Source organism: Hydrogenophaga sedimenti (genome assembly GCF_051857515.1).
GTDB lineage: Bacteria > Pseudomonadota > Gammaproteobacteria > Burkholderiales > Burkholderiaceae_C > Hydrogenophaga.
The window spans coordinates 473,823-498,088 of record NZ_JBPZHA010000001.1 but is presented as its reverse complement, the minus strand read 5'-3'; the positions used below and the strand labels follow the sequence as shown (position 1 = coordinate 498,088).

Below are 24,266 nucleotides of genomic sequence, written 5' to 3'. Positions count from 1 at the left end.
ACACCCATGTGTCAGCTGCTCGCCCTCAACTGCGCCACCCCGACCGACGCGTCCTTCAGTTTCACCGGCTTCTGCCAGCGCGGCGGGGCCACCGACCACCACGCCGACGGCTGGGGCATCGCCTTCTTCGAGGGCCGGGGCCTGCGCCTGTTCATCGACCAGGAAAGCGCGGCCAATTCCCGCATGGCGGAGTTCCTCAAGAGCTACCCGCTCAAGAGCAAAAACATCATCGCCCATGTGCGCAAGGCCACCATCGGCGAGGTGGCGCTGGAAAACGCCCACCCGTTCACGCGCGAGCTCTGGGGCCGGCACTGGGTGTTCGCCCACAACGGTGACCTCAAGGACTACTTCCCCAAGCTGCACAGCGCCTTCCGGCCGGTCGGCACCACCGACAGCGAGCGCGCCTTCTGCTGGCTGATGCAGGAGCTGGCCAAGTCGCACGCCAGCCTGCCCAGCGTCGACGAGCTGACGCACACGCTGCGCGAGCTGATCCCGCAGGTCACGCCCTACGGCACCTTCAACTTCCTGCTGTCCAACGGCGAGGCGCTGTGGGCGCACTGCAGCACCAAGCTGCACTATGTCGTGCGCCAGTACCCGTTCTCCAAGGCCACGCTGATGGACCAGGACTGGACCGTCAACTTCGCCGAAGTGAACCACCCGGGCGACCGCGCCGCGGTGATCGTCACCACGCCGCTGACCAGCGACGAGCAGTGGACGGCGTTTGCCCCAGGTGAACTGAAGGTCTTCGTCGACGGCGTGGAAACGTAACCCCCCTGCGCCGCTGCGCGTCTTCCCCTCACGGGGATCACGCCTTGGCCCGGCAAAGCCGGTTCCGCGGCGTGTGCTGGCCGAGCTTCCCTTCGTTGACTTATCGCCGGGCGCCCTGGCCGCCGCTTCGCTGCTGTTCGCGCAGCATGAAGAGGTAGAGCCCCTCCACCTTCTCGCGCGCCCAGGGCGTCTTGCGCAGGAACTTCAGACTGGAGCCCACGCTCGGGTCCAGGTTGAAGCAGCGGATGGGAATGCGGTGCCCGAGTTCGTCCCAGCCGTAGTGATCGGCCAGCGCGGTGACGATGGCTTCGAGCGTCAGGCCGTGCAGCGGATTGCGAGCCTGGGCTTGTTGGCCCCCACGCTCCACCGCTTGGCGGGTCGCTGCCCCCCCGGGGGGCTGATCCGGCTTGGGGCGGCCCGGCGCCGGATCGTCGAGTGGCTTCGGGGCGTCGCTCATGCGGGCACCTTGAGTGCCTGCATGAGCGCGTCCACAAACATCGCCGGCACATCGAAGCCGGTCTGGTCGTGGATCTCCTGGAAACAGGTCGGGCTGGTGACGTTGATCTCGGTGACCTTGTTGCCAATCATGTCCAGTCCCACCAGCAGCAGACCACGCGCGGCCAGCACGGGTGCGATGGCTTCGGCCACGGCGCGGTTCTCGTCGGACAGCGGCTGGGCCACGCCCTTGCCACCGGCCGCCAGGTTGCCGCGCACCTCGTTGCCCTGCGGAATGCGCGCCAGCACGAAGGGTGCGACCTTGCCGCCGATCAGCAGCAGGCGCTTGTCGCCGTCGACGATCTCGGGCAGGTAGCGCTGCACCATCACGCTGGTGGCGCCGCCCTGGTTGAGCGTCTCGATGATGGAGCCCAGGTTCATGCCGTCGGCGCCGACGCGGAAGATGCCCATGCCGCCCATGCCGTCCAGCGGCTTGAGGATGATGTCGCGGTGCTCGGCGTGGAAGGCGCGGATGTGCTCGGGCGAACGCGTCACCAGCGTGGGCGGTGCGAACTGCGCGAACTCCATCAGCGCGAGCTTTTCGGGATGCTCGCGCAGGGCGGATGGCCGGTTGAACACGCGCGCGCCTTCGCGCTGCGCCTGCTCCAGCAGGTGGGTGCAGTAGAAGAACTCGCTGTCGAAGGGCGGGTCCTTGCGCATGACCACGGCGTCGAAGTCCTTGAGCGCTTCGACCGCCTCGCCGGTGACGCTGAACCAGTCGTGCGCATCGCCGGTCAGGCGGATGCGGCGCACCGTGGCGCTGACCAGACCGCCGCTGCGCCAGGCCATGTGCTGGGGCTCGGTGGCGGCGATGCTGTGGCCGCGCTTCTGCAGCTCGCGCATCATGGCGAAGGTGGTGTCCTTGTAGGTCTTGAAGGACGCCAGGGGATCGGCGACGAAGAGGATGTTCATGGGGCGTTCTTTCGGGACCCGTACTGTTGCACAAACAGCGCAATCGCGCCGGCGACCACACCCCAAAAGGCCGAGCCGATGCCGGCGATCACCACGCCGCTGAGGGTGACGAGGAACGTGATGAGGGCCGCCTCGCGGTGCTGGTCGTCGCGCAGGGCCGTGTGCAGGCCGCCACCGATGGTGCCCAGCAAAGCCAGGCCGGCGATGGCCAGCACCAGTTCCTTGGGGAAGGCCAGCAGCAAGCCGGTGACCGCTGCGCCCACCAGCCCGATGGCGATGTAGATCAGGCCGCAGGCCACGGCCGCGGTGTAGCGCTTGCCCTTGTCGGCATGCGCTTCTTCGCCCATGCAGATGGCGGCGGTGATGGCGCTGAGGTTGAGCGCGTAGCCGCCGAAGGGCGCCAGCACCAGGGTGGCGACACCGGTCATGGTGATGATCTTCGAGATCGGCATGTCGTAGCCCGCTGCGCGGATGGCCGCCACGCCGGGCAGGTTCTGCGAGGCCATGGTGACGACGAACAGCGGCAGCGCCAGGCTGACGAAAGCGCTGAACGTGAACTCGGGCGCGGTGAACACCGGCACCGCCCATTGCAGCACCAGCGCGCCCGCGTTGAACTGGCCCTTGGCCACCACCCAGGCCACGCCCGCCAGCAATGTCAGCGGCACCGCGTAGCGCGGCAGCAGCCGCCGCCCCAGCAAGTAGACCATCAGCATCAGCGCCACCAGCGGCAGCGCGGTCTGCGCGGCGGCAAAGGCCTGCAAGCCGAAGCGCGCCAGCACGCCGGCCAGCAAGGCCGAGGCGATCGCCATCGGGATGCGGTTCATCAGCCGCTCGAACAGGCCGGTCGCGCCGGACAGGACGATCAGCACCGCACAGGCCATGAACGCCCCCACCGCCTGCGCCATGGTGAAACCGCCCGCCAGCCCGGCCGTGGCCAGCACGGCCGCGCCCGGCGTGCTCCACGCCACCATGACGGGCTTCTTGAGGATCAGCGAGGGAATGGCCGAGCACAGCCCCATGCCCAGACCCAGCGCCCACATCCAGGAGGTGATGAGCTCGGGCGTGGCGCCGAAGGCCTGCGCGGCCTGGAACACGATGGCGACCGAGCTGGTGAAACCCACCAGCACCGCCACGAAACCGGCCGTGGCGGCCGAGAGGTTCAGGTCACGAAAAAACGACATCCGGCGATTGTGCCGGGCACTGTGCTGACGCGCAGGCGCCAGCACGATGGCCCCGCTGGTCACAATTGGACAACAATGTCATCAAATGCTCCGGTCCACGGAGTCCCGACACCGCATTCATGAACGGCACCCCAAGACCCCTCCGCCGGCTCGGCCAGCCTCTGGTCCTTGCCACCCTGCTTCTGCTGGCAGACCCCCGATCCGTGGATGCGCAAACCGCACCCGACCCACAAGGGCTGGGTTTCGAGGCCGCCCGGCAGCAGCTGATACAGCGCTCGGACCGGCTGGCCGCGGCCCAGGCCGCGACCCGCAGCGCGGCGCTGCGGGCCGACGGCGTGGCCGGCCTGGGCGGGCCGGTGGTGAGCCTCTCCGGCACGGCTTATGCCTACAACGCCAACCTGCGACTGGACACCCAGACGGTGAACCAGCGCATCGGCCAGATCGAGGAACTGCTGCCGATCCCGCTGCCGCTGCCCACCTTGCCCTCGCCCTACACCGTCAACCGGCAGGACTCTGGCAGCAGCGCTTCGGTGTCGCTGGTATGGCCGCTGTACACCGGTGGACTGAACGAGGCAGCGCACGGGCTGGCCACGGCCCGGGCCGATGAAGCGCGCGCGGACGCCGGTCGCACCAGCGCCGAACTGTCCACCCTGCTGGTGCAACGCTATTTCGGCGCCCAACTGGCCGCCCGCGCGGCCATTCTGCGCGAATCGGCGCTGGACACCATCTCCCGGCACGACCGGTCTGCCCAGCGCATGCTGGAGGCCGGCGTGATCTCGCGTGTTGAGCGGCTGCAGGCCCTCAGCGCGCTGGAAGACGCCCGGCGCAACGCCCAGAAGGCGCGCGACGACGCCGATCTGGCGGCCACCGCGCTGGCGCGCCTGATCCACCACGACGGGCCGGTCCGCCCCAGCAGCCCGCTGTTCGTGAACAGCCAGCCGCTGGAGCCGCTGGCCCGTTTCGTCGACGCGGCGCTGCAGCGCCATCCGGGGCTCGCCCTGGTCACCGCCAAGAGGCAGGAGGCTCTCCAGCTGCACGCCGCCGGTGAAGCCGGGCGGCGCCCGCAGGTGTTTGCCTTTGGCCAGCGGGAATTGCGCACCGGCCAGGCCAACTGGGTGGCCGGCATCGGGGTACGCTACACCTTGTGGGACGGGCTGGACCGGCGCGCGCTGTCGGACGCCTCGCTGCAGCAGGTCGAGCAGGCCGAACGCAGCGACGCCCAGGCGCGCAACGACATCGCCCTGCTGGTGGAGAAGAACTGGCTGGCGGTGGAACAGGCCCGCCGGCAGTTCCTGGCGATGGCCGCAGGCATCGAACTGGCGCAGGAGGTGCTGCGACTTCGGCAGGCGGGCCTGCGGGAGGGCACCAGCACCCCGCTGGACCTGATCGACGCCCAGGTCAACCTGGCCAAGGTGCAGACCGAGCAGGCCCAGGCCGCCAACGACTATGTCACGGCCCTGGCCCAGTTGCTCGAATCGAGCGGGCAGTCCGATGAATTTCCGGCCTACATGGCCCGCGCCGACGTGAAAGTGCAATGACATGAAACAGCAGACCTGGCGTTCCCTCGGACTGGCGCTGATGGCAGGCGCCGCGCTGGCGGCGCTCGGCTACGGCTTCTGGCGCGCCGCCCAACCGGCGCCGGTCTCTTTCCAGGGCCAGATGGAAGCGCGCGAAACCGACGTTGCACCCAAGATCACGGCGCGCATTGCCGAGGTGCTGGTCCGGGAGGGCGACAAGGTGCAGCCGGGGACCCCCCTGCTGCGCCTGGACAGCCCGGAGGTCGCGGCCAAACTCGCCCAGGCGACCGCGGCACAGCAGGCCGCACAGGCCGTGGCCAGCAAGGCCGCACACGGCGCACGGCCCCAGGAAATCGAAATGGCCCGGCTGAACTGGCAGCGTGCCCAGGCGGCGGCCGAGCTGGCCGAAAAGTCGTTCCGCCGCGTCGAGGGTCTGGCCCGCGATGGCCTGGTGGCGGCCCAGAAGCGCGATGAGGCGGAAGCCAACCACAAGGCGGCCCGAGACCAGGCCCTGGCGGCACGCGCCCAGTACGACCTGGCGCGCGCCGGGGCGCGCGAAGAAGACAAGACCGCCGCCGCGGCGCAGGCGCGCCAGGTGGCGGGCGTGGTGGCCGAGGTGCAGGCGGCACAGGCCGAAACCAGCCTGCCCAGCCCGGTCGCCGGCGAAGTGGCCAAGGTGCTGGCCCGGCCGGGCGAACTCTCGCCGCAGGGCGTGGCCGTGGTCACGGTGGTCGACCTGCAGGACCAGTGGGTTGTGCTCAATCTGCGCGAGGACCAGCTGGCCCGGTTTGCCATCGGCAGCGAATTCGAGGCCACCCTGCCCGCGCTGGCAGGGCGGACGGTGCGCTTCAAGGTCTACATGAGCAGCGTGCTGCCCGATTTCGCCACCTGGCGGGCCACCCGCGCCGGTCAGGGCTTTGACGTGCGCACCTTCGAAGTCCGCGCCCGGCCGCTGGCCCCGGTCGACGGCGCCCGCCCCGGCATGAGCGTGCTGGTGAACTGAACCGGCAGCACCGCATGGGCCTGGCCAGCCAGTTCTGCCGCGCCGCGCACCGCGAAGGCCGGCGCCTGCGTGCCAGCCCCTGGGATCTGGCCATGATCAGCTGGGTCCCGCTGGCCGGCGTGCTGCTGCTGTGGTGGATTTTTTCGGCCGGCCTGCCGACGCGGCTGCCCATCGGCGTGCTCGACCAGGACCACTCCTCGCTCTCGCGCCAGCTGGTGCGCATGCTGGAGGCCGCGCCCGGCCTTCAGGTGACGCAAGCCCTGACCGACCGGGCAGAGGTCGGTGCGGCGCTGCGCGCCGGGCATGTCCACGCGGTGGTCGTCATTCCCGAGGGCCTGTTCCGGCAGATCAGGCTGGGGCGCGCGGCCCAGGTTGAACTGCTGCACAACGCCCAGCTGGGCACGCATTCCAGCCTGATCCAGCGCGACGTGCGCAGCGTGGTCGGCACGCTGTCGGCCGGGGTGGAGATGGCCACCCGCAACCGGCGTGGAGAAGCATCGAACACGGTGCGGGTGGCGGTCGAACCGGTCCGGGCCGACCTGGTCACCCTGTTCAACCCCTCGCTCAACTACGAGCAGTTCCTCGCTGCGGCCCTGATCCCGGCGCTGCTGCACATCCTGGCGATGACCGCGGGGGCCTGGACCGTGGGCCGCGAGCTGCGCGACGGCACCTTGGCCGAATGGATCGACCCCGCGGGCGGCCCGCGCGTCGCGCTGGGGGCCCTGCTGGGCAAGCTGGCCTGGCCGATGTTCTCGCTGGGCTGCGTAGCGTCCCTGGCCCTGTTGTGGCTGACGCTGGGCCGAGGCTGGCACCCGCCGGGCTCACTGGTCTGGGTCTGGCTGGGCCTTCTGGCCCTGCTGGCCCTGTCCCTCGCGCTGGGCGCCCTGGCGGCGGCAGCCACGCGGTCCCTGCGCACGGCGCTGTCCGCCACCGGCTTCATCACGGCGCCGGCGTTCGCGTTCAGCGGCGTGGGCTTTCCTCTGCTGGCCATGCCGGTGACGGCGCGCATGTGGGCCCAGGCGCTGCCCTACACCCACTACATCCGCCTGCAGACGGAACAGTTGCAGATGGCGGCACCGCTGCGCGCAAGCGCCCCCACGCTGGGCGCGCTGCTGCTGGCAGCGGCCATCTTGCTCGGCCTGAGTGCGCCGCTGCTGGACCGGCTCAGCCGCCAGCCGGCCCAATGGGGGAAGCGCTGATGGCCGCAGACGCCCCGAAGCTGCGACAGCTCGCCGCGGGCTTCGTGGCCACCTGGCGCCAGCTGCTGGGCGACAGCGGCGTGCTGCTGCTGCTGGTAGCCGCGCCGGTGCTGTACGCCTTCTTCTATCCCTGGCCCTACGCAGACCAGGCCGTGACGCGGGTCCCGGTGGCGCTCGTGGACCTGGACGGCAGCAGCCTGTCGCGCCAGATCGCCCGCTACGCCGCGGCCAGTCCGCGCATCGAGCTGCGCCGCGTCACCGCCGACGAACAGAGCGCACGACGAGCCTTGCTGGACGGCGAAATCGAAGGCTACGCGGTGTTGCCCCGCGACCTCAAGCGCCACGTCGTGCGGGGAGAGAAGGCCGTGGTCAGCATCGAAGCCAACGGGGCCTACGCGCTGCTCAACAAGGCGGTCCTTTACGGTTTTGCCGAGTCGGTGGGCACCGTGTCCGCGGGCGTGGAGATCCGCCGCCTGCAGGCACGGGGTCAGCCCCTGGCTCAGGCCAAGGCCAGCCGAAGCCCGGTCAATCTGCAGACGGTCCCGCTGTTCAACCCGACGGAGGGCTACGGCAGTTACGTGGTGCCTGCGGTCGCCTTGCTGATCCTGCAGCAGACCTTGCTGATGGGCGTGGCCATGCTGACGGGCACCTGGGTGGAGCAGGGGCGGCTGCGCGCCACCGCCGCCGACTGGGCGGGCCGCTTGCTGGCGCTGTGCAGCCTCGGCTGGGCCAACGGGCTGTTCTATTTTGGCTGGGTGTTCCTGTGGCAGGACTTCCCGCGCGGGGGCCATCCGGCCGGTGCGCTGTTGCTGCTGCTGTGCTACGTGCCAGCGGTCTGTGCCCTGGGCGCGGCCTTGGGCAGCTGGTTCGGCAACCGGGAACGGGCGCTGCAGGTGCTGTTGTTCACCGCGTTGCCGCTGGCCTTCCTGGCCGGGTTTTCCTGGCCGGCCGAGGCCCTGCCCGGGCCGCTGCAATGGCTTCGCTGGCTGGCGCCCAGCACGGCCGGCATCCAGGCCTCGCTGCGGCTGAACCAGATGGGCGCCCCCCTGCAGGCCGTCGTTCCTCTGCTGGGCGTGCTGGTGCTGATCATGCTGGCGGCGCTGGCGGCACTGGGGTTTCGCCTGCGCGCCACCCCGTCGCCCGCGACCGCCGGCCAGGGCTAGATTTCCAGCTTCGATCCCAGTTCAATCACCGCGTTGTTCGGCAGGTTCAGGAACTCGGCCGCAGCGCCGGCGTTGTGGTGCATCTGGGCAAAGATCTTTTCGCGCCAGAACGCCATGCCGCTGCCCAGGGTGGGCACCACCAGGTCGCGCGAGAGGAAGTAGCTGGTCAGCATCGGATCCAGCTCGCAGCCACGCCCGCGCATCAGCGCCAGTGCCTTGGGCACATCGGGGTCGTTCTTGAAGCCGTAGTGGATCACCACCTCCCAGCAGTCGTGCCCCAGCGCTTTGACCTCCAGCCGCTTGTCCAGCCCGATCCACGGCACCTCGTGGCTGCGCACGGTGACGAACAGGTTCTGCGCGTGCAGCACCTTGTTGTGCTTGAGGTTGTGCAGCAGGGCGTTGGGCACGGTGCCGGTCTCGGCGGTGAGGAACACGGCCGTGCCCTCGACACGGGCCGGCGGCGCCATGAACACGGCCTCCAGGAAGCTGTCGAGCTCGATCGCCTCGGCGTGCTGCGCCTTGGCCATCAGCGAGCGGCCCTGCTTCCAGGTCATCATCAGCGTGAACACCACGCCGCCGATGGCCAGCGGGAACCAGCCGCCGGCAAACAGCTTGAGCAGGTTCGAGGCAAAGAAGGCCAGGTCGACCACGAAGAACCAGCTGGTCGCGGCCAGGCACAGCAGCAGCGGGTACTTCCAGCCGTAGCGGATCACGTAGAAGGTCAGCACGGTGGTGATCAGCATGTCCAGCGTCACGGCGATGCCGTAGGCGGCCGCCAGATTGGACGACGACTTGAACATCACCACCGCCAGCACGATGGCGGTGAACAGGCCCCAGTTGACGAACGGGATGTAGATCTGTCCGGTGTCGTGCACGCTGGTGTGGCGGATGTTCAGGCGCGGCAGGTAGCCCAGCTGGATCGCCTGCTTGGTCACGCTGAACGCACCGGAGATCAGGGCCTGCGAGGCGATGACCGTGGCCATGGTCGCCAGCCCCACCAGCGGCAGCAGGGCCCAGTCGGGCGCCATGTTGAAGAACGGGTTCTTGACCGCCTCGGGGTCGGCCAGCAGCAGCGCGCCCTGGCCGAAGTAGTTGAGCGTCAGGCAGGGCATGACGATGGAGAACCAGGCCACGCGGATCGGCTTCTTGCCGAAGTGACCCATGTCCGCGTACAGCGCCTCGCCGCCGGTCACGCACAGCACGACCGCACCCAGGATGATGAAGGTGATGCCCGGGTTGTTCCAGGCGAACAGCACGGCGTGGTGCGGACTGAGGGCGCCCAGGATTTCCGGGTGTCCGAGGATGTGATAGATGCCCAGCGCCGCGATCGAGAAGAACCAGACCAGGGTGATGGGACCGAAGAACTTGCCGATGCCGCCGGTACCGCGCTTCTGCACGAAGAACAGCGCGAACAGCACCACCAGGGTGATCGGCACCACGTACTGCTTGAAGTGGGGCGACACCACCTCCAGACCTTCGACCGCCGACAGCACCGAGATCGCCGGTGTGATGACGCCGTCGCCATAGAACAGCGAGGTGCCGAAGATGCCGATCGCCAGCAGCCAGCGGCGCAGTTCGGGGCGGTCCTTGACCGCCTGCGAAGCCAGCGCCAGCATGGCGATCAGGCCACCTTCACCGTGGTTGTCGGCGCGCAGCACCAGGGTGACGTACTTGAGCGAGACGATGACCGTCAGCGTCCAGAAAACAATGGACAGGACACCGTAGATGTTGGCGTGGGTGAAGGGAACATGGCCGGATCCGAAGATTTCCTTGATGGCATACAGCACGCTGGTGCCGATATCGCCATAAACCACCCCGATGGCGCCCAGAGTGAGCGCAGCAAGCGACGACTTGTTCGATGACACAAAACCGTCCGACCCGCCTGGACCGGACCCGTTGTCTGGAAGGTGCCGATTCTGCGCTTGAGCCCCCTATGGCGCCAGTAGGGATTTGGCTCGAATCGAGAAGTCCGCCGCGCCATGTTGCGGCGCAACAACTTCCATCAGTCGTACTGTTCGGCGTCCGGATCGGTGGCTTCGAGTTCGTAGGCGGCCGACAGCATGGCCAGCCGGCCGATCACGCCATACATGTAGAACCGGTTGGGCACGCTGGCACCCGGCTTGGCGCCGGGCTGCGGCAACTGGGCGCTCTGCTCGAACGCCAGCGGCACGAAGCTCGATCCCGGCACGCTCAGGCTCTCGTCGGTGCCGCGGCTGGCATGCACCCGGTAGAAGCCGCCCACCACGTAGCGGTCCATCATGTAGACCACCGGCTCGGCCACGGCCGCGTTGATGCGCTCGTTGGTGAGCACACCTTCCTGGATGATCACCTCGCCGATCGCCTGCCCCGCGACCGCCTTGGCGCGCGCCTGGAACCAGGCCGCGTCCAGCTCCTTGGCGTCGCGCACGGTCAGCTGCCCCAGCGCCGGATGGCTGTTGTCGGCCTTGATGACGACGAACGGCTTTTCGTTGATGCCGTATTCCTTGTACTTGCGGCGGATGCGCGCCAGCAGCGCGTCGGTGTTGCTGGCCAGGCATTCCAGCCCGCTCTTCGCGCCGAAGTCCACTTCGCCGCACTGATTGAACATCGGCGTGATCAGCCACGGGTCCATGCCCAGCAGCTTGCCGAAGCGTTTGGCGACCTCTTCGTAGGCCTTGAAGTGGTTGCTCTTGCGGCGCACGCCCCAGCCGGCGTGCAGCGGCGGCAGCAGGTACTGCTCGTGCAGGTCTTCGAGGATGCCCGGTGCGCCCGCGCTCAGGTCGTTGTTGAGCAGGATGGTGCAGGGGTCGAAATGCTTGAGCCCCAGGCGCCGCTTGCTGCGGATCAGCGGTTCGAGCGTGACCGTGTTGCCGTCGGGCAGGTCGAAGGTCGTGGGCGCCTTGATGTCGTTGGACAGCGAGCCCAGGCGCACATTCAGGCCGGCCTGGTAGAAGACGCGCTGCAGCTGCGCCAGGTTGGCCAGGTAGAAGGAGTCGGTGCGGTTCTCGGGCACCAGCAGCAGGTTCTTGGCCTCGGGGCAGATCTTCTCGATCGCCGCCATCGCCGCCTGCACCGCCAGCGGCATCATCTCCGGCGTCAGGTGGTTCCAGCCGCCCGGGAACAGGTTGGTGTCGACCGGCGCGAGCTTGAAGCCGGCGTTGCGCACGTCCACCGAGCTGTAGAACGGCGGCGTGTGCTCCATCCACTCCAGCCGGAACCAGCGCTCGATCACTGGCGTGGACTCGAGAATCCGCTGTTCCAGCTCGTTGATCGGACCGGTCAATGCCGTGACGAGGTGCGGAACCATGGGGGAAACCTTTGCGCAAAGAAGAGAACGACCGGCCCATTGTAGGGACCGGCCGGGGCGACCAAAGGTGGGAGATGGGGCCTGCGGCCCGGCTTGCAAGCCCGCTCAGGTGCGGATTTCGCCCTCGCCCAGCACCACGTACTTGAGCGAGGTCAGGCCTTCCACGCCCACCGGACCGCGGGCGTGGAACTTGTCGGTGCTGATGCCGATTTCCGCCCCCAGCCCGTACTCGAAGCCGTCCGCGAAGCGGGTGCTCGCATTCACCATGACGCTGGCCGAATCGACCTCGCGCAGGAAGCGCTGGGCGTGCATGTGGTCGGTGGTGAGGATGGCGTCGGTGTGGTGGCTGCTGTAGCGGTTGATGTGGGTGATCGCCTCGTCGACGCCGTCGACCAGCCTGACACTGACGATGGGCGCCAGGTATTCCTCGCTCCAGTCCTGCTCGCTGGCCGCCTTGACCTGGGCACCCGGCACGGCGGCCAGGATCGCCATCGCCTCGGGGCAACCGCGCATTTCGACGCCCTTGGCGGCGTAGACCGCGCCGATCTTCGGCAGGAAATCTTTCGCCACGCCACGCGCCACCAGCAGGCTCTCGGTGGCGTTGCAGGGGCTGTACTTCTGGGTCTTGGCGTTGTCGGCCACCTTGACCGCCATGGCGATGTCGCAGGGGTCGTCCACGTAGGTGTGGCAGTTGCCGTCCAGGTGCTTGATGACCGGCACCTTGGCCTCGGCGCTGATGCGCTCGATCAGGCCCTTGCCGCCGCGCGGGATGATCACGTCCACATACTGCGGCATGGTGATGAGCTGGCCCACCGCAGCACGGTCGGTGGTGGGCACCAGCTGCACCGCGTCGGCCGGCAGACCGGCGGCCACCAGGGCCTGCTGCACCAGCGCGGCCAGCGCGCGGTTGGAGTCGATGGCCTCGGAGCCGCCGCGCAGGATGCAGGCGTTGCCGCTCTTGATGCTCAGGCTGGCGGCCTCGATGGTCACGTTCGGGCGGCTCTCGTAGATCATGCCGAACACGCCGATCGGCACCCGCATCTGGCCCACCCGGATGCCGCTGGGCATCTGTTTCATGCCCGAGATCTCGCCGATGATGTCCGCCATCGCCGCCAGCTGTTCGCAGCCCTCGGCGCAGGTTTCCAGCACCTTGGGCGTCAGCTTGAGCCGGTCGACCATCGGTTCGGCCAGGCCCGCGGCACGGGCGCGCTCCAGGTCCTTGGCGTTCTCCACCTGCAGCGGCGCCACGTTCTCGCGCAGCAGACGCGCCAGCTCGCGCAAGGCCTTGAGCTTGGTCGCCGCACCGGCCCTGGCCATCAGCGCCGAGGCGGCCTTGGCCTGGCTGCCCAGGGTATTCATCAGTTCGGAGGTGGAGGTCGCGTTCATGGCAGCGATTTTCGCACCATGCCCAAAACCGCGTCAGCCGCGCAGGGGGGTGAGTTCTCTGGCGACCCGCAACGCCATGCGGTGCAGCGCGTCCCACGGATCGGCCGGCCAGTCGGGCTGCTTGAGCCCCTTGACGATGCCGTCCACCGTGTGCGCGTCCTGCAGCCACTGCGCCAGCAGGCCCGGCCGGATCAGCGGCAACGCCCGTTCCATCAGCTTTTCCTTCAGGCCCCAGACGCGGTTCTCGCGCAGCGCCATCGGCAACGGCCGGCCGGCGTCCATCGCTCCGCGCACCCGGTGCAGGGTGCGGATGTCTTCGGCCAGCGCGAAGTGCACCAGCACCGCCGCTTCGCCTTCGGCCTGCAGGCCGTCGAGCATGCGCTGCACCCGCAGCACCTGCCCGCCCAGCACCGCCTCGGCCAGCTTGAAGGGCGTGTAGCGCGCGACATTGAGCACGGCGTTCTCGACCTGCTCGAAGCCCAGCTCGCCGGCCGGGTACAACAACCCGAGCTTCTGGATTTCCTGGTGTGCCGCCAGCAGGTTGCCCTCGACACGGTCGGCGAAGAACTGCAGCGTGCGCTGGCCCTCCTCGCCCGCGGCCACGCGCTGGCCCTGGGCCTGCAAGCGCTGGGCGATCCAGGCCGGCAGCGCCTGACGCTCGACCGGATCGACGCGCAGGGTCACGCCGAAACTGTCGAGTGCGCCGAACCAGGCGCCCTTCTGGGTCGCCATGTCCAGCCGCGGCAGCAACACCAGCGTGAGCGTCGTGTCGTTGTCCTGCGCCGCTTCGGCGATCTGTTGCAGCACCTGCGAGCCGTCCTTGCCCGGCTTGCCCGACGGAATCTGGACCTCGATCAGCTGTTTGTCGGCGAACAGGCTCATCGAGCCGCCGCTGGCCAGCACCGCGCTCCAGTCGTAATGTGCGCCGGCCACGGTGTGCACCGTGCGCTCGGTGTACCCCTGCGCGCGCGCAGTGGCACGGATCGCGTCGGCCGCCTCCTGGATCAGCAGCGGTTCGTCGCCGTGCAGGGTGTAGAGGGAACGCAGCCCTTTTTGCAGATGCCCGGCCAGTTGCGGGGCGGCGAGCTGCATGGACTCAGAGCGACTTGACGGCGGCCAGGCGGCGCACCACCTGCTGCACGATGTCGCCATCCATGTCGCGGAACATCATGGTTTCTTCGGCGGCCTTGGCCAGCGCGGCTGTTTCGCTGAAGCTGATGTCGCGCTCCAGCAGCAGTTCCGTTTCTTCCAGCAGGTACTTGCCGGCCGGCGTGGCCAGGCGGAAACGGAAGCGCGCCTTGAGCGTGAGCTCGCGCACCTCGCCCGACTCGTTCTGTCCGGACACCACCCGCTCGTGCTGATCGGTGATCACGTGCAGCACCACCTGCGGTGCGACCGGCGCGCCGGTCTGGGCCGCCGTCTGTGCGACGGAAGAGCTGTTCACCACCCGGATGCCGGAGGCCAGCATGGCCTGCTGCAATGCGCGCGACATCGAGGTGTTTTCCAGCCCGGTCACCTGCACCGACTCGAACGCAAACTTCGGCGCCTGGCGCAGGGCAAAACCGCAACCGGTCAGGCCCAGGGCCAGACCGGCCATCGCCGCACCGCGCAGAGCGGCCCGACGGGCCGGGGATTTCAGGACAGCAGCAGCCATGGCTTGGGGTCTCGCTCAGTTGGAAGGGGACATGCGACGGGAATCGAAGTTTTATACCACCACGTTCACCAGGCGACCCGGCACCACCACCACCTTCTTGGGGGCGGCGCCATTGGCAGCCTTCTGGAACGCTTCGCTGGCCAGGGCCGCGGCCTCGATGGCGGCCTTGTCGGCGCCGGCCGGCACGGTCACGCTGCCGCGCAGCTTGCCGTTGACCTGCAGCACCAGCTCGATCTCGTCGCGCTGCAGCGCGGCCTCGTCGGCTTTGGGCCAGGGCGCGTCCAGCAGGTCGCCCGCGGTGGCGGCGTAGCCGAGTTCGGTCCACAGGCTGTGGGCAATGTGCGGACAGGCCGGGTACAGCGCGCGCAGCAGGATGCCGAAGCCCTCCGCCAGCGCGGCGTTGTCGCCCTCGCTGCCGTCGCCCTTGAAGTCGTCCAGCGCGTTGAGCATCTTCATCGCGCCCGAGACCACGGTGTTGTATTGCATGCGCTGGTAGTCGTAGTCCACCTGCTTGAGCACGGTGTGCATCTCCAGCCGCAGCGCCTTGGCCGCCTTGGACAGGCTCTGGCCCGACACGCCGGCCGCCAGCGCGCCCAGCCCACCGACCGCGCTGAGCTTGTGGCCGAAGCCCCAGACGCGGCGCAGAAAGCGGTAGCTGCCTTCCACGGCCGCGTCGTTCCACTCCAGCGTGGCTTCGGGCGGCGCGGTGAACATGGTGTACAGGCGCGCGGTGTCGGCGCCGTACTTCTCGATCAGGTCCTGCGGGTCGACGCCGTTGTTCTTGGACTTGGACATGGTGCCCACGCCCTCGTAGTCGATCGCCGTGCCCGCCGGCAGATCACCGACCGCCTTGATCAGCTTCGCACCGACGACCTTGCCACCCTCGTCCAGCACATGCTCCACATCCTGCGGCCAGAAATACTCCTTGCCACCCTTGTCGGTGCGGCGCGAGTAGATGTGGTTGAGCACCATGCCTTGCGTCAGCAGCTTGGTGAAGGGCTCGTCGACCTTGACCAGGCCCAGGTCGCGCATGACCTTGGTCCAGAAGCGCGCGTACAGCAGGTGCAGGATGGCGTGTTCGATGCCGCCGATGTACTGGTCCATGCCGCTGCCGCCGGTGGCGGCATTCTGGTCTCTCATCCAGTAGTCGGTACCGCCCGCGACCATCTGCTCGCTGTTCTTCGGGTCGCAGTAGCGCATGAAGTACCAGGACGAGTCCACGAAGGTGTCCATGGTGTCGGTCTCGCGCCGCGCGGGCTTGCCGCAGCAGGGGCAGTCGACCTTGAGGAAGGCCTCGCACTTGTTCAGCGGGTTGCCGCTGCCGTCCGGCACCAGGTCCTCGGGCAGGCGCACCGGCAGGTCCTTCTCGGGCACCGGCACCGGGCCGCAGGCCTCGCAGTGGATGATGGGGATGGGCGTGCCCCAGTAGCGCTGGCGGCTGATGCCCCAGTCGCGCAGGCGGAAGGTGGTCTTCTTCTCGCCCAGGCCTTTTTCAGCCAGCAGCTCGGCCACCTTGTTCACCGCCGCCTTCTGGTTCAGACCGTCCAGCACACCCGAGTTCACGCAGACGCACTTGAGCTTGTCGCCGTACCACTCGGCCCAGGCGTCGGTCGAGAAGGTCTCGCCGTCGACCGCCACCACCTGCTGGATCTTCAGCTGGTACTTCAGCGCGAACGCGAAGTCGCGCTCGTCGTGCGCCGGCACGCCCATCACGGCGCCGTCGCCGTAGCTCATCAGCACGTAGTTGCCGACCCAGACCTCGACCTGCGCGCCGGTCAGCGGATGGGTGACGAACAGGCCGGTGGCCATGCCCTTCTTTTCCTGCGTGGCCAGTTCGGCTTCGGTGGTGCCACCGGTCTTGCACTCTTCGATGAAGGCGGCCAGCGCGGGATTGCTCAACGCGGCGTGGTGGGCCAGCGGATGCTCGGCGGCCACCGCACAGAAGGTCACGCCCATGATGGTGTCGGCGCGCGTGGTGAACACGTACATCTTGCCGTCACCGATCAGCGAACCGTCGGCCGCCTGGATGTCGTGCGTGAAGGCGAAGCGCACGCCCTCGCTCTTGCCGATCCAGTTTTCCTGCATCAGGCGGACCTTGTCGGGCCAGCCGTTGAGCGTGGCCTTGTCATTGCCCAGCTGCACGTGCGTGAGCAGCTCGTCCGCGTACGACGTGATGTTCAGGTAGTAGCCCGGGATCTCGCGCTTCTCGACCAGCGCGCCGGTGCGCCAGCCGCGGCCGTCGATCACCTGCTCGTTGGCCAGCACGGTCTGGTCCACCGGGTCCCAGTTGACGATCTGGGTCTTGCGGTAGGCAATGCCCTTGTCCAGCATCTTCAGGAACAGCCACTGGTTCCACTTGTAGTACTCGGGCGAGCAGGTGGCGACTTCGCGCGACCAGTCGATGGCCAGCCCCATCGCCTGCATCTGCTTCTTCATGTAGGCGATGTTTTCGTAGGTCCACTTCGCCGGCGGCACGCCGTTCTTGAGCGCCGCGTTCTCGGCCGGCAGGCCGAAGGCGTCCCAGCCCATGGGCATCAGCACGTTGTGACCGTTCATGCGCAGGTAGCGCGTGAGCATGTCGTTGATCGTGTAGTTGCGCACGTGGCCCATGTGCAGCTTGCCGCTGGGGTACGGCAGCATGGAGCAGGCGTAGAACTTCTTCTTGCTCTGGTCTTCGGTGACGCGGTAGGCGTCGGTGGCGGTCCAGTGGGCGTGCGCGGCGCGCTCGACGTCCTGGTGGGCGTATTTGTCTTGCATGGAACTGGGGGCCGGGGACACCGGCAGATTGGGGGCAGGCAGCGTGCTGCGTCGCCCCCGATTTTAGGGCTTGCGCCCGGTGGATCAGCGACTGGACGCAGGTGCGTTGGACGCGCCGGTCGCGGGGTCTGCCACGAAGCCGATGCGCGAGAGCCCGACCGCCTGTGCCTGGCCGATCAGCTGCAGCATGCGCCCATAGGGCACGGCCGTGTCGGCGCGCAGCTGCAGTTCGGTTTCCGGGTCGCGGCGCGCGGTCTGCTCCAGCCGCTGCTTGAGCGTGGCGGCATCGATCGGCTGCTCGTCCCAGAACACCTGCCCCTGGGCATCGACACTGATCGAGACGAAGGCGGCCGGTTCCTCGGCCTTGGTGACCTGTTCTTCCGCCTTGGGCAGCTCCAGCTCCAGGCGGCTGGACATCAGCGGCGCGGTGATGATGAAGATCACCAGCAGCACCAGCATCACGTCGACCAGCGGCGTGACGTTGATGTCGCTCATCGGTTCGTGGCGGGCCGGTTTCTCCAGCCGGCCGAAACTCATTTCGCGCCCCCGGCGTGCAGCAGCAGCTCGCGCAGGTCGCGCGCAAAGCCCTCCAGATCGGCCTCGATGCGGGCGATCTGGCGGCCCAGCACGTTGTAGGCCAGCACGGCCGGAATCGCCACGGCCAGGCCAGCCGCGGTCATCACCAGTGCCTCGCCCACCGGCCCGGACACCTGCTCGATGCGGAACTTGCCGTCGACACCGATTTCCGTCAGCGCATGGTAGATGCCCCAGACCGTCCCCAGCAGGCCCACGAAGGGCGCCGTCGAGCCGACCGTGGCCAGCAGCACCTGGCCGTATTGCAGGCGGTGCAGCACCGCGTGCAGGGCGTCGCGCAACACACGGGTGAGCTGCTGCGAACGGTCACCGGCGGCGGCCAGGGTCTGCGGCGATGCCTGCTCGATGGTGCGCGCGGCGTCCAGCAGCGGCAGCACCAGGCCACGGGCATCAAAGGTCTTGAGGCGCTGCTGTGCCTCGTCGAGGTTGCCGGCCTGCCAGAAGGCCGCGGTCGAGGTGTGCACATCGGCCACGGCCCGGCGCAGCAGCCAGCCCTTCCACAGAATCACGACCCAGCTGGCCACGGACATCGCCAGCAGCAGCACCGCCACGCTGCGGCTGATTGCATCGCCCTGCCAGATGGTTTGCCAGACGCCACCCATGTGTTGAATCCCCCTGATGAACCGATGGCCGCTCAGCGCAGGCCGAGCACGTCGAACATGTCGTACAGGCCACTGGACTTGCCGGCCAGGAACCGCACCGCACGCAGGCTGCCCTGCGCGTACGTGGCGCGGCTGCTGGACTTGTGTGTGATCTCGATGCGCTCGCCGGTGCCGGCGAACAGCACGGTGTGGTCGCCCACGATGTCGCCACCACGCACGGTCGCGAAACCGATGCTCGACGGATCGCGTTCGCCGGTCACGCCCTCGCGGGCATAGACCGCGCAGTCCTTGAGGTCGCGGCCCAGCGCCGTGGCCACCACCTCGCCCATCTTGAGCGCCGTGCCACTGGGCGCGTCGACCTTGTGGCGGTGGTGGGCCTCGATGATTTCGATGTCGTAGCCGGTGGACAGCGCCCTGGCCGCCATCTCCAGCAGCTTGAGCGTGACGTTGACGCCCACGCTCATGTTGGGCGCCATCATGATGGCGATCGACTTCGACGCTTCGGCGATTTCGGCCTTCTGGGCCTCGCTGAAACCGGTGGTGCCGATGACCAGATTGACCCGGCCGGCCACGCAGGCCCGCAGGTGCTCCATCGTGCCTTCGGGGCGCGTGAAGTCGATCAGCACCTGGCTGCCGGAGAGGCCTGTGGCCAGATCGGCAGTGATTGTCGCGCCGGTGTTGCGACCGGCAAAGGCGCCGGCGTCGAGCCCGATGGCGGGGCTGGCAGCGATGTCCAGTGCACCCGAGAGCACGCAGTCCCCGCTGCCCTGCACGGCCTCGACCAGCATCTGGCCCATGCGGCCGCTGGCACCGGCGACACACACCCGGTGCGGGTTCGTGACCGCGGCGCTCATCGGCTGGCCCCCGGGGTTTCCAGTGGTGGATAACTCGTGGCCGGTGCGGCGGGCGCGGTGACAGGCGAGGACGGCGCCGCGGTGGCATTGCGGCTCTGGAAATTCTTCAGTTGCTCTTCGGTGGCTTCGAGCGGCGGCGCCTTGTCCAGCTTGCGGCGCGAGTCCAGCGACGACACGAAGTCCGATTCGCTGGGCAGCTCGTCGGACTCGACGCGGTCGAGCACATCGCCCTTGAAGAACACGGTCAGGCGGCGCTGCTGGGGCGGCTGCCCCTGGCGCTGGAGGGTGAAGACATAGTCCCAGCGATCACCGTGGAACACGCTGGTCAGCAGCGGCGATCCGAGCACCGCCTTGACCTGGTCGCGCGCCTGTCCCGGCTGCAGGGCCTGGGCCTGCTCGCGCGTGACCACGTTGCCCTGGAGAATGTCGATCTTGTAGGGCGTGACCACGCTGCCAACGCCGGAACACGCCACCACCGCCACACACGCGGCCACCACCAGGGGAGTACGCAGCCGGTCACGGAACCGACGCGCCATCAGCGGCCAGGTCGCGGAAGAAAAGAGAAATGGGCGCATGTCAGCCAATGTGAAAAGGCGCGTCCGACCGCAGGACCCGACGGGGTTTGTCTGCCGCCGAAGCGCGCTGACGATATGATCCGGCCATTGTAGCCCCGGGGGGTGGTTCGACGCCTTCCGCAAACCCGTCGCCAGCCGCCGCCATCCGCCATGTCCAACATCGATGAAATCAAGAGCACCGGGCTCAAGGCCACGCTGCCGCGGCTGAAGATTCTCGAAGTCTTCCAGAACGCGAAGCGGCGCCACATGACGGCCGAGGACGTCTACCGCGTGCTGCTGGAGGACCACTCCGACATTGGCCTGGCCACCGTCTACCGGGTGCTGATGCAGTTCGAGCAGGCCGGCCTGCTCTCGCGCAGCAATTTCGAGTCGGGCAAGGCCGTCTACGAACTCAACGAAGGTCAGCACCACGACCACCTGGTCTGCGTCGACTGCGGGCGGGTCGAGGAATTCTTCGACCCCGAAATCGAAAAGCGGCAGCAACAGATCGCCAAGGCCCGCGGCTTCGTGCTGCAGGAACACGCGCTCTCTCTCTACGCGACCTGCAGCAAGACCGACTGCCCGCACCGCACACACAACAAGGGCTGAAATTCGCCAGGCCAGAACTCCGTGGAACCGGCTTCGCCGGGCCACAGGAGTGGCCCCTTGGGGGTGACGCCGCAGGCGGCGCGGGGATGACCCTGGCTACTCTCCCCGCAGCATCGCGGCGCGGTGGCGGGAGACGAATTCCTGGTAGGTGTCGATGCCCCGCATCTGCAGGATGGTGTTGCGCACCGCCGCCTCGACCAGCACGGCAATGTTGCGCCCGGCCACCACCTGGATCACCGCCTTGCGCACCGGCACGCCCAGCACGTCCTGGTACAGCGGCTCGTGCGGCATGCGGTCGTAGTCGCGCTCCATGGTCTCCTTGCGGACCAGGTGCACGATCAGCTGCAGGCGCATCTTGCGCCGCACCGCCGTCTCGCCAAAGATGGCCTTGATGTCCAGCAGGCCGATGCCACGCACCTCCAGCAGGTTCTGCAGCAGCTCGGGACAGCGCCCTTCGACGCTGGTCTGGTTGATGCGGTAGAGGTCCACCGCATCGTCGGCCACCAGGCCGTGGCCCCGCGAAATCAGCTCCAGCCCCAGCTCGCTCTTGCCCAGTCCAGACTCGCCCGTGATCATCACGCCCATGCCCAGGATGTCCATGAACACCCCGTGCATGGAGGACCGGTCGGCAAAGTGTCGCGAAAGGTAAGCGCGCAGCACATCGATGACGAACGCCGCCGGTTCGGGCGTCGCGAACATCGGGATCTGCGCCCGCTCGGCCATGGCCATCAGCGCATCGGGCACCGCCTGCCCGTCGGCCACGATCAGCACCGGCGGCTCCAGCGTCACGATGCGCGCAATGCGGCGGCGGTTGTCCTCGTCGCTCGGGCTGGTGAGATAGGCCATCTCCCGCTCGCCGAACACCTGCACGCGGTAGGGATGGATGTAGTTGAGGTAACCGACCAGGTCGGCGCCCGAACGGGCCTCACGGATCGCGACCTCGTCAAAGCGCCGCTCCGACGCTCCGAGGCCGGCCACCCATTGCCACTTCAGCGCATCGCGGTGGTCTTCGAAAAGAACGTCTGCACTGACAACAGTTGGTTTCATCGGGCGATGGTGGCGGGGCCAGCCGCCGGACCGCCCCAAGGCAGGCCCAACCCCCTCGGGGGGCAGCGACCCGCGCAGTGGTGGGGCGTGGGGGTCAACAAGTCTTATGCGGCCGCGTGGGCCGACTGCCAGCCGGTGATCAGCGCATGCAGTGCGGCCGCATCGGTGGAGTTCTTCATCTGCTCGCGCAACTGGCTGTCACTCAGCAGCTCGGCGATTTCGGACAGGATTTCCAGGTGTTTCTGCGTCGCCGCCTCGGGCACCAGCAGGAAGATCATCAGCTGCACCGGCTGCTCGTCCGGCGCATCGAAGCCGATCGGGTTGGCCAGCTGGAACACCGCAGCCAGCGGCTGCTTCAGGCCCTTGATGCGGCCATGCGGAATCGCCACGCCATGGCCCAGGCCGGTCGACCCCAGGCGTTCGCGGGCAAACAGGCTGTCGGTGATCAGCGCCCGGTTCAGACCATGCAGGGTCTCGAACAGCAGGCCCGCTTCTTCGAAAGCGCGCTTCTTGCTGGTCGCATCCACGCCAACGAGCACCTGCGTGGCGGGCAAAATCACGGATAGTCGGTTCATTGAAGCCTCTTCGGAGCGCAAATTATGCCGAGTTGCCGGTCCTTGCCTAGACAACAGGCACAAAAAAGCCGCTTGACTTTCCAAGCGGCTTATTGCATCGCAGCAAGCCCGCCGAACCGCCGGCGGGCATCCCAAGGGTTCACATGAGACGTTTGGCCGAATCGTGGTGGTGGTCCTGGGCCTTGTCCTTGTAGCGCAGCACCTGGCGGTCGAGCTTGTCGGCCAGTTCGTCCACGGCGGCATACAGATCGGAATGCGCGCTTTCGGCAAACAGATCCTTGCCCTTGACGTGGATGTTGCATTCGGCCTTCTGCCGCATGTCCTTTTCCTTCAGATTGTCCACTGTCAGCAGCACCTTGATGTCGACCACCTGGTCGAAGTGTCGGGAGATGCGTTCGAGCTTGGAAGTGACGTAGCCGCGCAGGGCGGGCGTGACTTCAAGATGGTGACCGCTGATCGTCAGGTTCATACAAGAGCCTCCTAATGCTCCGGGTTGACACAAGCCGCCGGGGGCAGACCCCCTGCGGCCGAGGGGATGTCTTGAGCCCACTATGCCCACGAATTCGCCGGGGCGCAAGCCTGCACTGCAGCAATGGGCATAAAAGCGAACCTAGGCACTCACACGGGGATGGGCCGTGCAGTCGAACGAACGACCGGGGCAGCGATCTTCAGCCCATCAGACCGCTCAATCCCTGTGCCATGATCGCGGCACGGTGTCCCTCGATACGCTGATCACCCACAACCTCATGAGCCCGGCCCAGGCACCGCCCGACCCGGGTGGCTGTGCACTGGTGCTCATGGGCGGCGGCGCCCGCACCGCCTACCAGGCCGGCGTGCTCAAGGCGCTGGCCATGATGCATCTGCACTGGCGCGCCGAGGGCAAGGTGCCCGGACCGGCCTTCCCGTTCCGCTGGCTGCTGGGCACCTCCGCCGGCGCCCTCAATGCGGCCTTTCTGGCCAGCCACGCCAACCAGGGCCTGATGGCCTTCCACGACCTGACCGCGTTCTGGAGCACGCTGAGTTCCCGCAAGGTCTACCACCTCGAAGCGCCACGCTGGGTGCGCGCCAGCCGCCTGTTCGCCGGTCTCACGCTGGCGCGCCAGGTGCGCCGCCACCGCGCCCTGCTCGACACCCTGCCGCTGGTGGCCACGCTGCACCAGGCGATCGACCTGCGCGCGCTGGAGCGCAACCTGGCCGAGCGCCACATCGAGACGCTGGGTGTGACGGCGTCCAGCTATTCCACCGGCGAACACTGGACCTTCTGCCAGGTCCGGCCGGGCTCGCCGATGACACCCTGGCACCGCCCGGGCCGGCGCGCCGACTTCCAGCCGATCACCATCGAACACCTGATGGCCTCCAGCGCCATTCCCTTCCTGTTCCCGGCCGTGCCGCTCTGGGTCGACGGCCACCGCGAGCATTTCGGCGATGGCTCGATGCGCCAGCTCTCGCCGCTGTCGCCAGCGATCCAGTTCGGCGCCCGGCGCATCCTGACGATTGGCGTCGGCCAGCCGCAGCGTTCGGGCATGGCGGCCCGCATGGCCGAGGAGCCCACCGCCGGCACGATTGCCGGCCACGCCATGGCCAGTGTGTTCCACGACACCCTGATGGCCGACGTCGAGCAGACCCAGCGCGTGAGCCAGACCGTGGCCCAGTTGCCCCCCGAACTGGCCGCCGCGCTGCCCTACCGCCCGGTGCAGGTGCTCGCGCTGCAACCCAGCTTCTCGCTCGACGAACTCACCCGCAAACACATCGCCTGCCTGCCCGCGCCGACCCGCAACACCCTGATCGGCCTGGGCGCGCTGGACACCGGACACGGCGCCGCCGGCAGCGCGGCCTCGCTGGCCAGCTACCTGATGTTCGAACCGCCCTTCGTCAACGCCCTGATGGAGCTGGGCGAGCACGACGCCTGGCGCCGACAGGCCGAACTGAAGGCCTTTTTCACCGCGGACAACACGAAGCCCCGACACGACGCGGTGCCATAATTGGCGCTTCCCGATTTCGAGAGCCTCTCATGGAAAGCACACCTCCCAGTTGTGTGCTTTCAGCCCTCCCCGCGTTCGTCTGATGCCCAGGCGGCCGGCCGGCTGAAAGCGCCGCCCGATCCGCCCGC

Annotated in this window: 23 protein-coding genes; 7 read left to right on the top strand and 16 right to left on the bottom strand. The window is 68.1% G+C overall.

Annotated features, from left to right (window positions below; genetic code table 11):
• Window positions 1-6 precede the first annotated feature (6 nt).
• Window positions 7-768 carry a class II glutamine amidotransferase gene (locus ACS5NL_RS02325; RefSeq protein ID WP_439351966.1) on the top strand — a complete coding sequence of 254 codons (762 nt, stop codon included), beginning with the start codon at window positions 7-9 and terminating at the stop codon, window positions 766-768.
• A 100-nt stretch (window positions 769-868) separates the two neighbouring features.
• Here the strand turns inward: ACS5NL_RS02325 and ACS5NL_RS02320 are convergent, their stop codons facing one another.
• The 3 genes from ACS5NL_RS02320 to ACS5NL_RS02310 are packed head-to-tail and all read right to left on the bottom strand — an operon-like array spanning window position 869 to window position 3,356.
• Complete coding sequence (locus tag ACS5NL_RS02320; protein ID WP_439351965.1) at window positions 869-1,225, bottom strand: VF530 family protein; 357 nt, start codon at window positions 1,223-1,225, stop codon at window positions 869-871.
• The gene (gene gshB / locus ACS5NL_RS02315) at window positions 1,222-2,175 is read right to left on the bottom strand and encodes a glutathione synthase (RefSeq protein ID WP_439351964.1); all 954 of its coding nucleotides are present in this window, start codon (window positions 2,173-2,175) and stop codon (window positions 1,222-1,224) included. Before gshB ends, ACS5NL_RS02320 begins: the two co-directional genes overlap by 4 nt.
• A complete protein-coding gene (locus ACS5NL_RS02310; protein ID WP_439351963.1) occupies window positions 2,172-3,356 on the bottom strand; it encodes a benzoate/H(+) symporter BenE family transporter in 1,185 nt (394 codons plus the stop codon). Before ACS5NL_RS02310 ends, gshB begins: the two co-directional genes overlap by 4 nt.
• Before the next feature lie 203 nt (window positions 3,357-3,559).
• On the opposite strand from ACS5NL_RS02310, the gene ACS5NL_RS02305 reads away from it, so the two are divergent.
• Genes ACS5NL_RS02305 through ACS5NL_RS02290 form a run of 4 tightly spaced genes read left to right on the top strand, consistent with a single transcriptional unit; the run spans window position 3,560 to window position 8,238 of the window.
• Window positions 3,560-4,894 (top strand): TolC family protein, encoded by a 1,335-nt coding sequence (locus ACS5NL_RS02305; RefSeq protein WP_439351962.1) that lies wholly within the window; start codon window positions 3,560-3,562, stop codon window positions 4,892-4,894.
• 40 nt (window positions 4,895-4,934) lie between these two features.
• Window positions 4,935-5,876, top strand: coding sequence for an HlyD family secretion protein (locus tag ACS5NL_RS02300; protein ID WP_439352038.1), 942 nt, complete (start codon window positions 4,935-4,937; stop codon window positions 5,874-5,876).
• 14 nt (window positions 5,877-5,890) lie between these two features.
• On the top strand, window positions 5,891-7,075 hold the full coding sequence (locus tag ACS5NL_RS02295) for an ABC transporter permease (protein WP_439351961.1): 1,185 nt from the start codon (window positions 5,891-5,893) through the stop codon (window positions 7,073-7,075).
• Window positions 7,075-8,238, top strand: a complete 1,164-nt coding sequence (locus tag ACS5NL_RS02290) for an ABC transporter permease (RefSeq protein ID WP_439351960.1) — start codon at window positions 7,075-7,077, stop codon at window positions 8,236-8,238. The genes ACS5NL_RS02295 and ACS5NL_RS02290 overlap by 1 nt, the downstream gene beginning before the upstream one ends.
• Here ACS5NL_RS02290 and ACS5NL_RS02285 read toward each other — a convergent pair.
• The 10 genes from ACS5NL_RS02285 to ACS5NL_RS02240 all read right to left on the bottom strand — a co-directional run bounded on the left by ACS5NL_RS02285 (window position 8,235) and on the right by ACS5NL_RS02240 (window position 19,946).
• On the bottom strand, window positions 8,235-10,103 hold the full coding sequence (locus tag ACS5NL_RS02285) for a potassium transporter Kup (RefSeq protein ID WP_439351959.1): 1,869 nt from the start codon (window positions 10,101-10,103) through the stop codon (window positions 8,235-8,237). The two genes, ACS5NL_RS02290 and ACS5NL_RS02285, sit on opposite strands and share 4 nt — an antisense overlap.
• A gap of 137 nt (window positions 10,104-10,240) precedes the next feature.
• On the bottom strand, window positions 10,241-11,524 hold the full coding sequence (gene gshA, locus ACS5NL_RS02280; protein WP_439351958.1) for a glutamate--cysteine ligase: 1,284 nt from the start codon (window positions 11,522-11,524) through the stop codon (window positions 10,241-10,243).
• A gap of 105 nt (window positions 11,525-11,629) precedes the next feature.
• On the bottom strand, window positions 11,630-12,910 hold the full coding sequence (locus ACS5NL_RS02275; protein ID WP_439351957.1) for a glutamate-5-semialdehyde dehydrogenase: 1,281 nt from the start codon (window positions 12,908-12,910) through the stop codon (window positions 11,630-11,632).
• Between the two features lie 33 nt (window positions 12,911-12,943).
• Entirely contained in the window at window positions 12,944-14,002 is a 1,059-nt protein-coding gene (holA, locus tag ACS5NL_RS02270; protein ID WP_439351956.1) for a DNA polymerase III subunit delta, read from the bottom strand.
• A gap of 4 nt (window positions 14,003-14,006) precedes the next feature.
• Window positions 14,007-14,564: an LPS-assembly lipoprotein LptE gene (locus ACS5NL_RS02265; RefSeq protein WP_439351955.1), complete on the bottom strand. Its 558-nt coding sequence runs from the start codon at window positions 14,562-14,564 to the stop codon at window positions 14,007-14,009.
• 51 nt (window positions 14,565-14,615) lie between these two features.
• Window positions 14,616-17,321 carry a leucine--tRNA ligase gene (gene leuS / locus ACS5NL_RS02260; RefSeq protein WP_439351954.1) on the bottom strand — a complete coding sequence of 902 codons (2,706 nt, stop codon included), beginning with the start codon at window positions 17,319-17,321 and terminating at the stop codon, window positions 14,616-14,618.
• An 84-nt stretch (window positions 17,322-17,405) separates the two neighbouring features.
• Window positions 17,406-17,858: an ExbD/TolR family protein gene (locus ACS5NL_RS02255; protein WP_439351953.1), complete on the bottom strand. Its 453-nt coding sequence runs from the start codon at window positions 17,856-17,858 to the stop codon at window positions 17,406-17,408.
• Complete coding sequence (locus ACS5NL_RS02250) at window positions 17,855-18,517, bottom strand: MotA/TolQ/ExbB proton channel family protein (RefSeq protein ID WP_439351952.1); 663 nt, start codon at window positions 18,515-18,517, stop codon at window positions 17,855-17,857. Before ACS5NL_RS02250 ends, ACS5NL_RS02255 begins: the two co-directional genes overlap by 4 nt.
• Before the next feature lie 32 nt (window positions 18,518-18,549).
• A complete protein-coding gene (gene dapB / locus ACS5NL_RS02245; protein ID WP_439351951.1) occupies window positions 18,550-19,371 on the bottom strand; it encodes a 4-hydroxy-tetrahydrodipicolinate reductase in 822 nt (273 codons plus the stop codon).
• Entirely contained in the window at window positions 19,368-19,946 is a 579-nt protein-coding gene (locus ACS5NL_RS02240; protein ID WP_439351950.1) for an outer membrane protein assembly factor BamE, read from the bottom strand. Before ACS5NL_RS02240 ends, dapB begins: the two co-directional genes overlap by 4 nt.
• 150 nt (window positions 19,947-20,096) lie before the next feature.
• On the opposite strand from ACS5NL_RS02240, the gene fur reads away from it, so the two are divergent.
• Window positions 20,097-20,534, top strand: coding sequence for a ferric iron uptake transcriptional regulator (fur, locus tag ACS5NL_RS02235; protein WP_439351949.1), 438 nt, complete (start codon window positions 20,097-20,099; stop codon window positions 20,532-20,534).
• 96 nt (window positions 20,535-20,630) lie between these two features.
• Here the strand turns inward: fur and hprK are convergent, their stop codons facing one another.
• The 3 genes from hprK to hpf all read right to left on the bottom strand — a co-directional run bounded on the left by hprK (window position 20,631) and on the right by hpf (window position 22,625).
• Window positions 20,631-21,581, bottom strand: coding sequence for an HPr(Ser) kinase/phosphatase (hprK, locus tag ACS5NL_RS02230; RefSeq protein WP_439351948.1), 951 nt, complete (start codon window positions 21,579-21,581; stop codon window positions 20,631-20,633).
• A 104-nt stretch (window positions 21,582-21,685) separates the two neighbouring features.
• On the bottom strand, window positions 21,686-22,156 hold the full coding sequence (locus ACS5NL_RS02225) for a PTS sugar transporter subunit IIA (RefSeq protein ID WP_411367826.1): 471 nt from the start codon (window positions 22,154-22,156) through the stop codon (window positions 21,686-21,688).
• Between the two features lie 139 nt (window positions 22,157-22,295).
• A complete protein-coding gene (hpf, locus tag ACS5NL_RS02220; protein WP_439351947.1) occupies window positions 22,296-22,625 on the bottom strand; it encodes a ribosome hibernation-promoting factor, HPF/YfiA family in 330 nt (109 codons plus the stop codon).
• 244 nt (window positions 22,626-22,869) lie between these two features.
• On the opposite strand from hpf, the gene ACS5NL_RS02215 reads away from it, so the two are divergent.
• Entirely contained in the window at window positions 22,870-24,138 is a 1,269-nt protein-coding gene (locus tag ACS5NL_RS02215) for a patatin-like phospholipase family protein (RefSeq protein ID WP_439351946.1), read from the top strand.
• The last annotated feature ends 128 nt before the right edge of the window (window positions 24,139-24,266 follow it).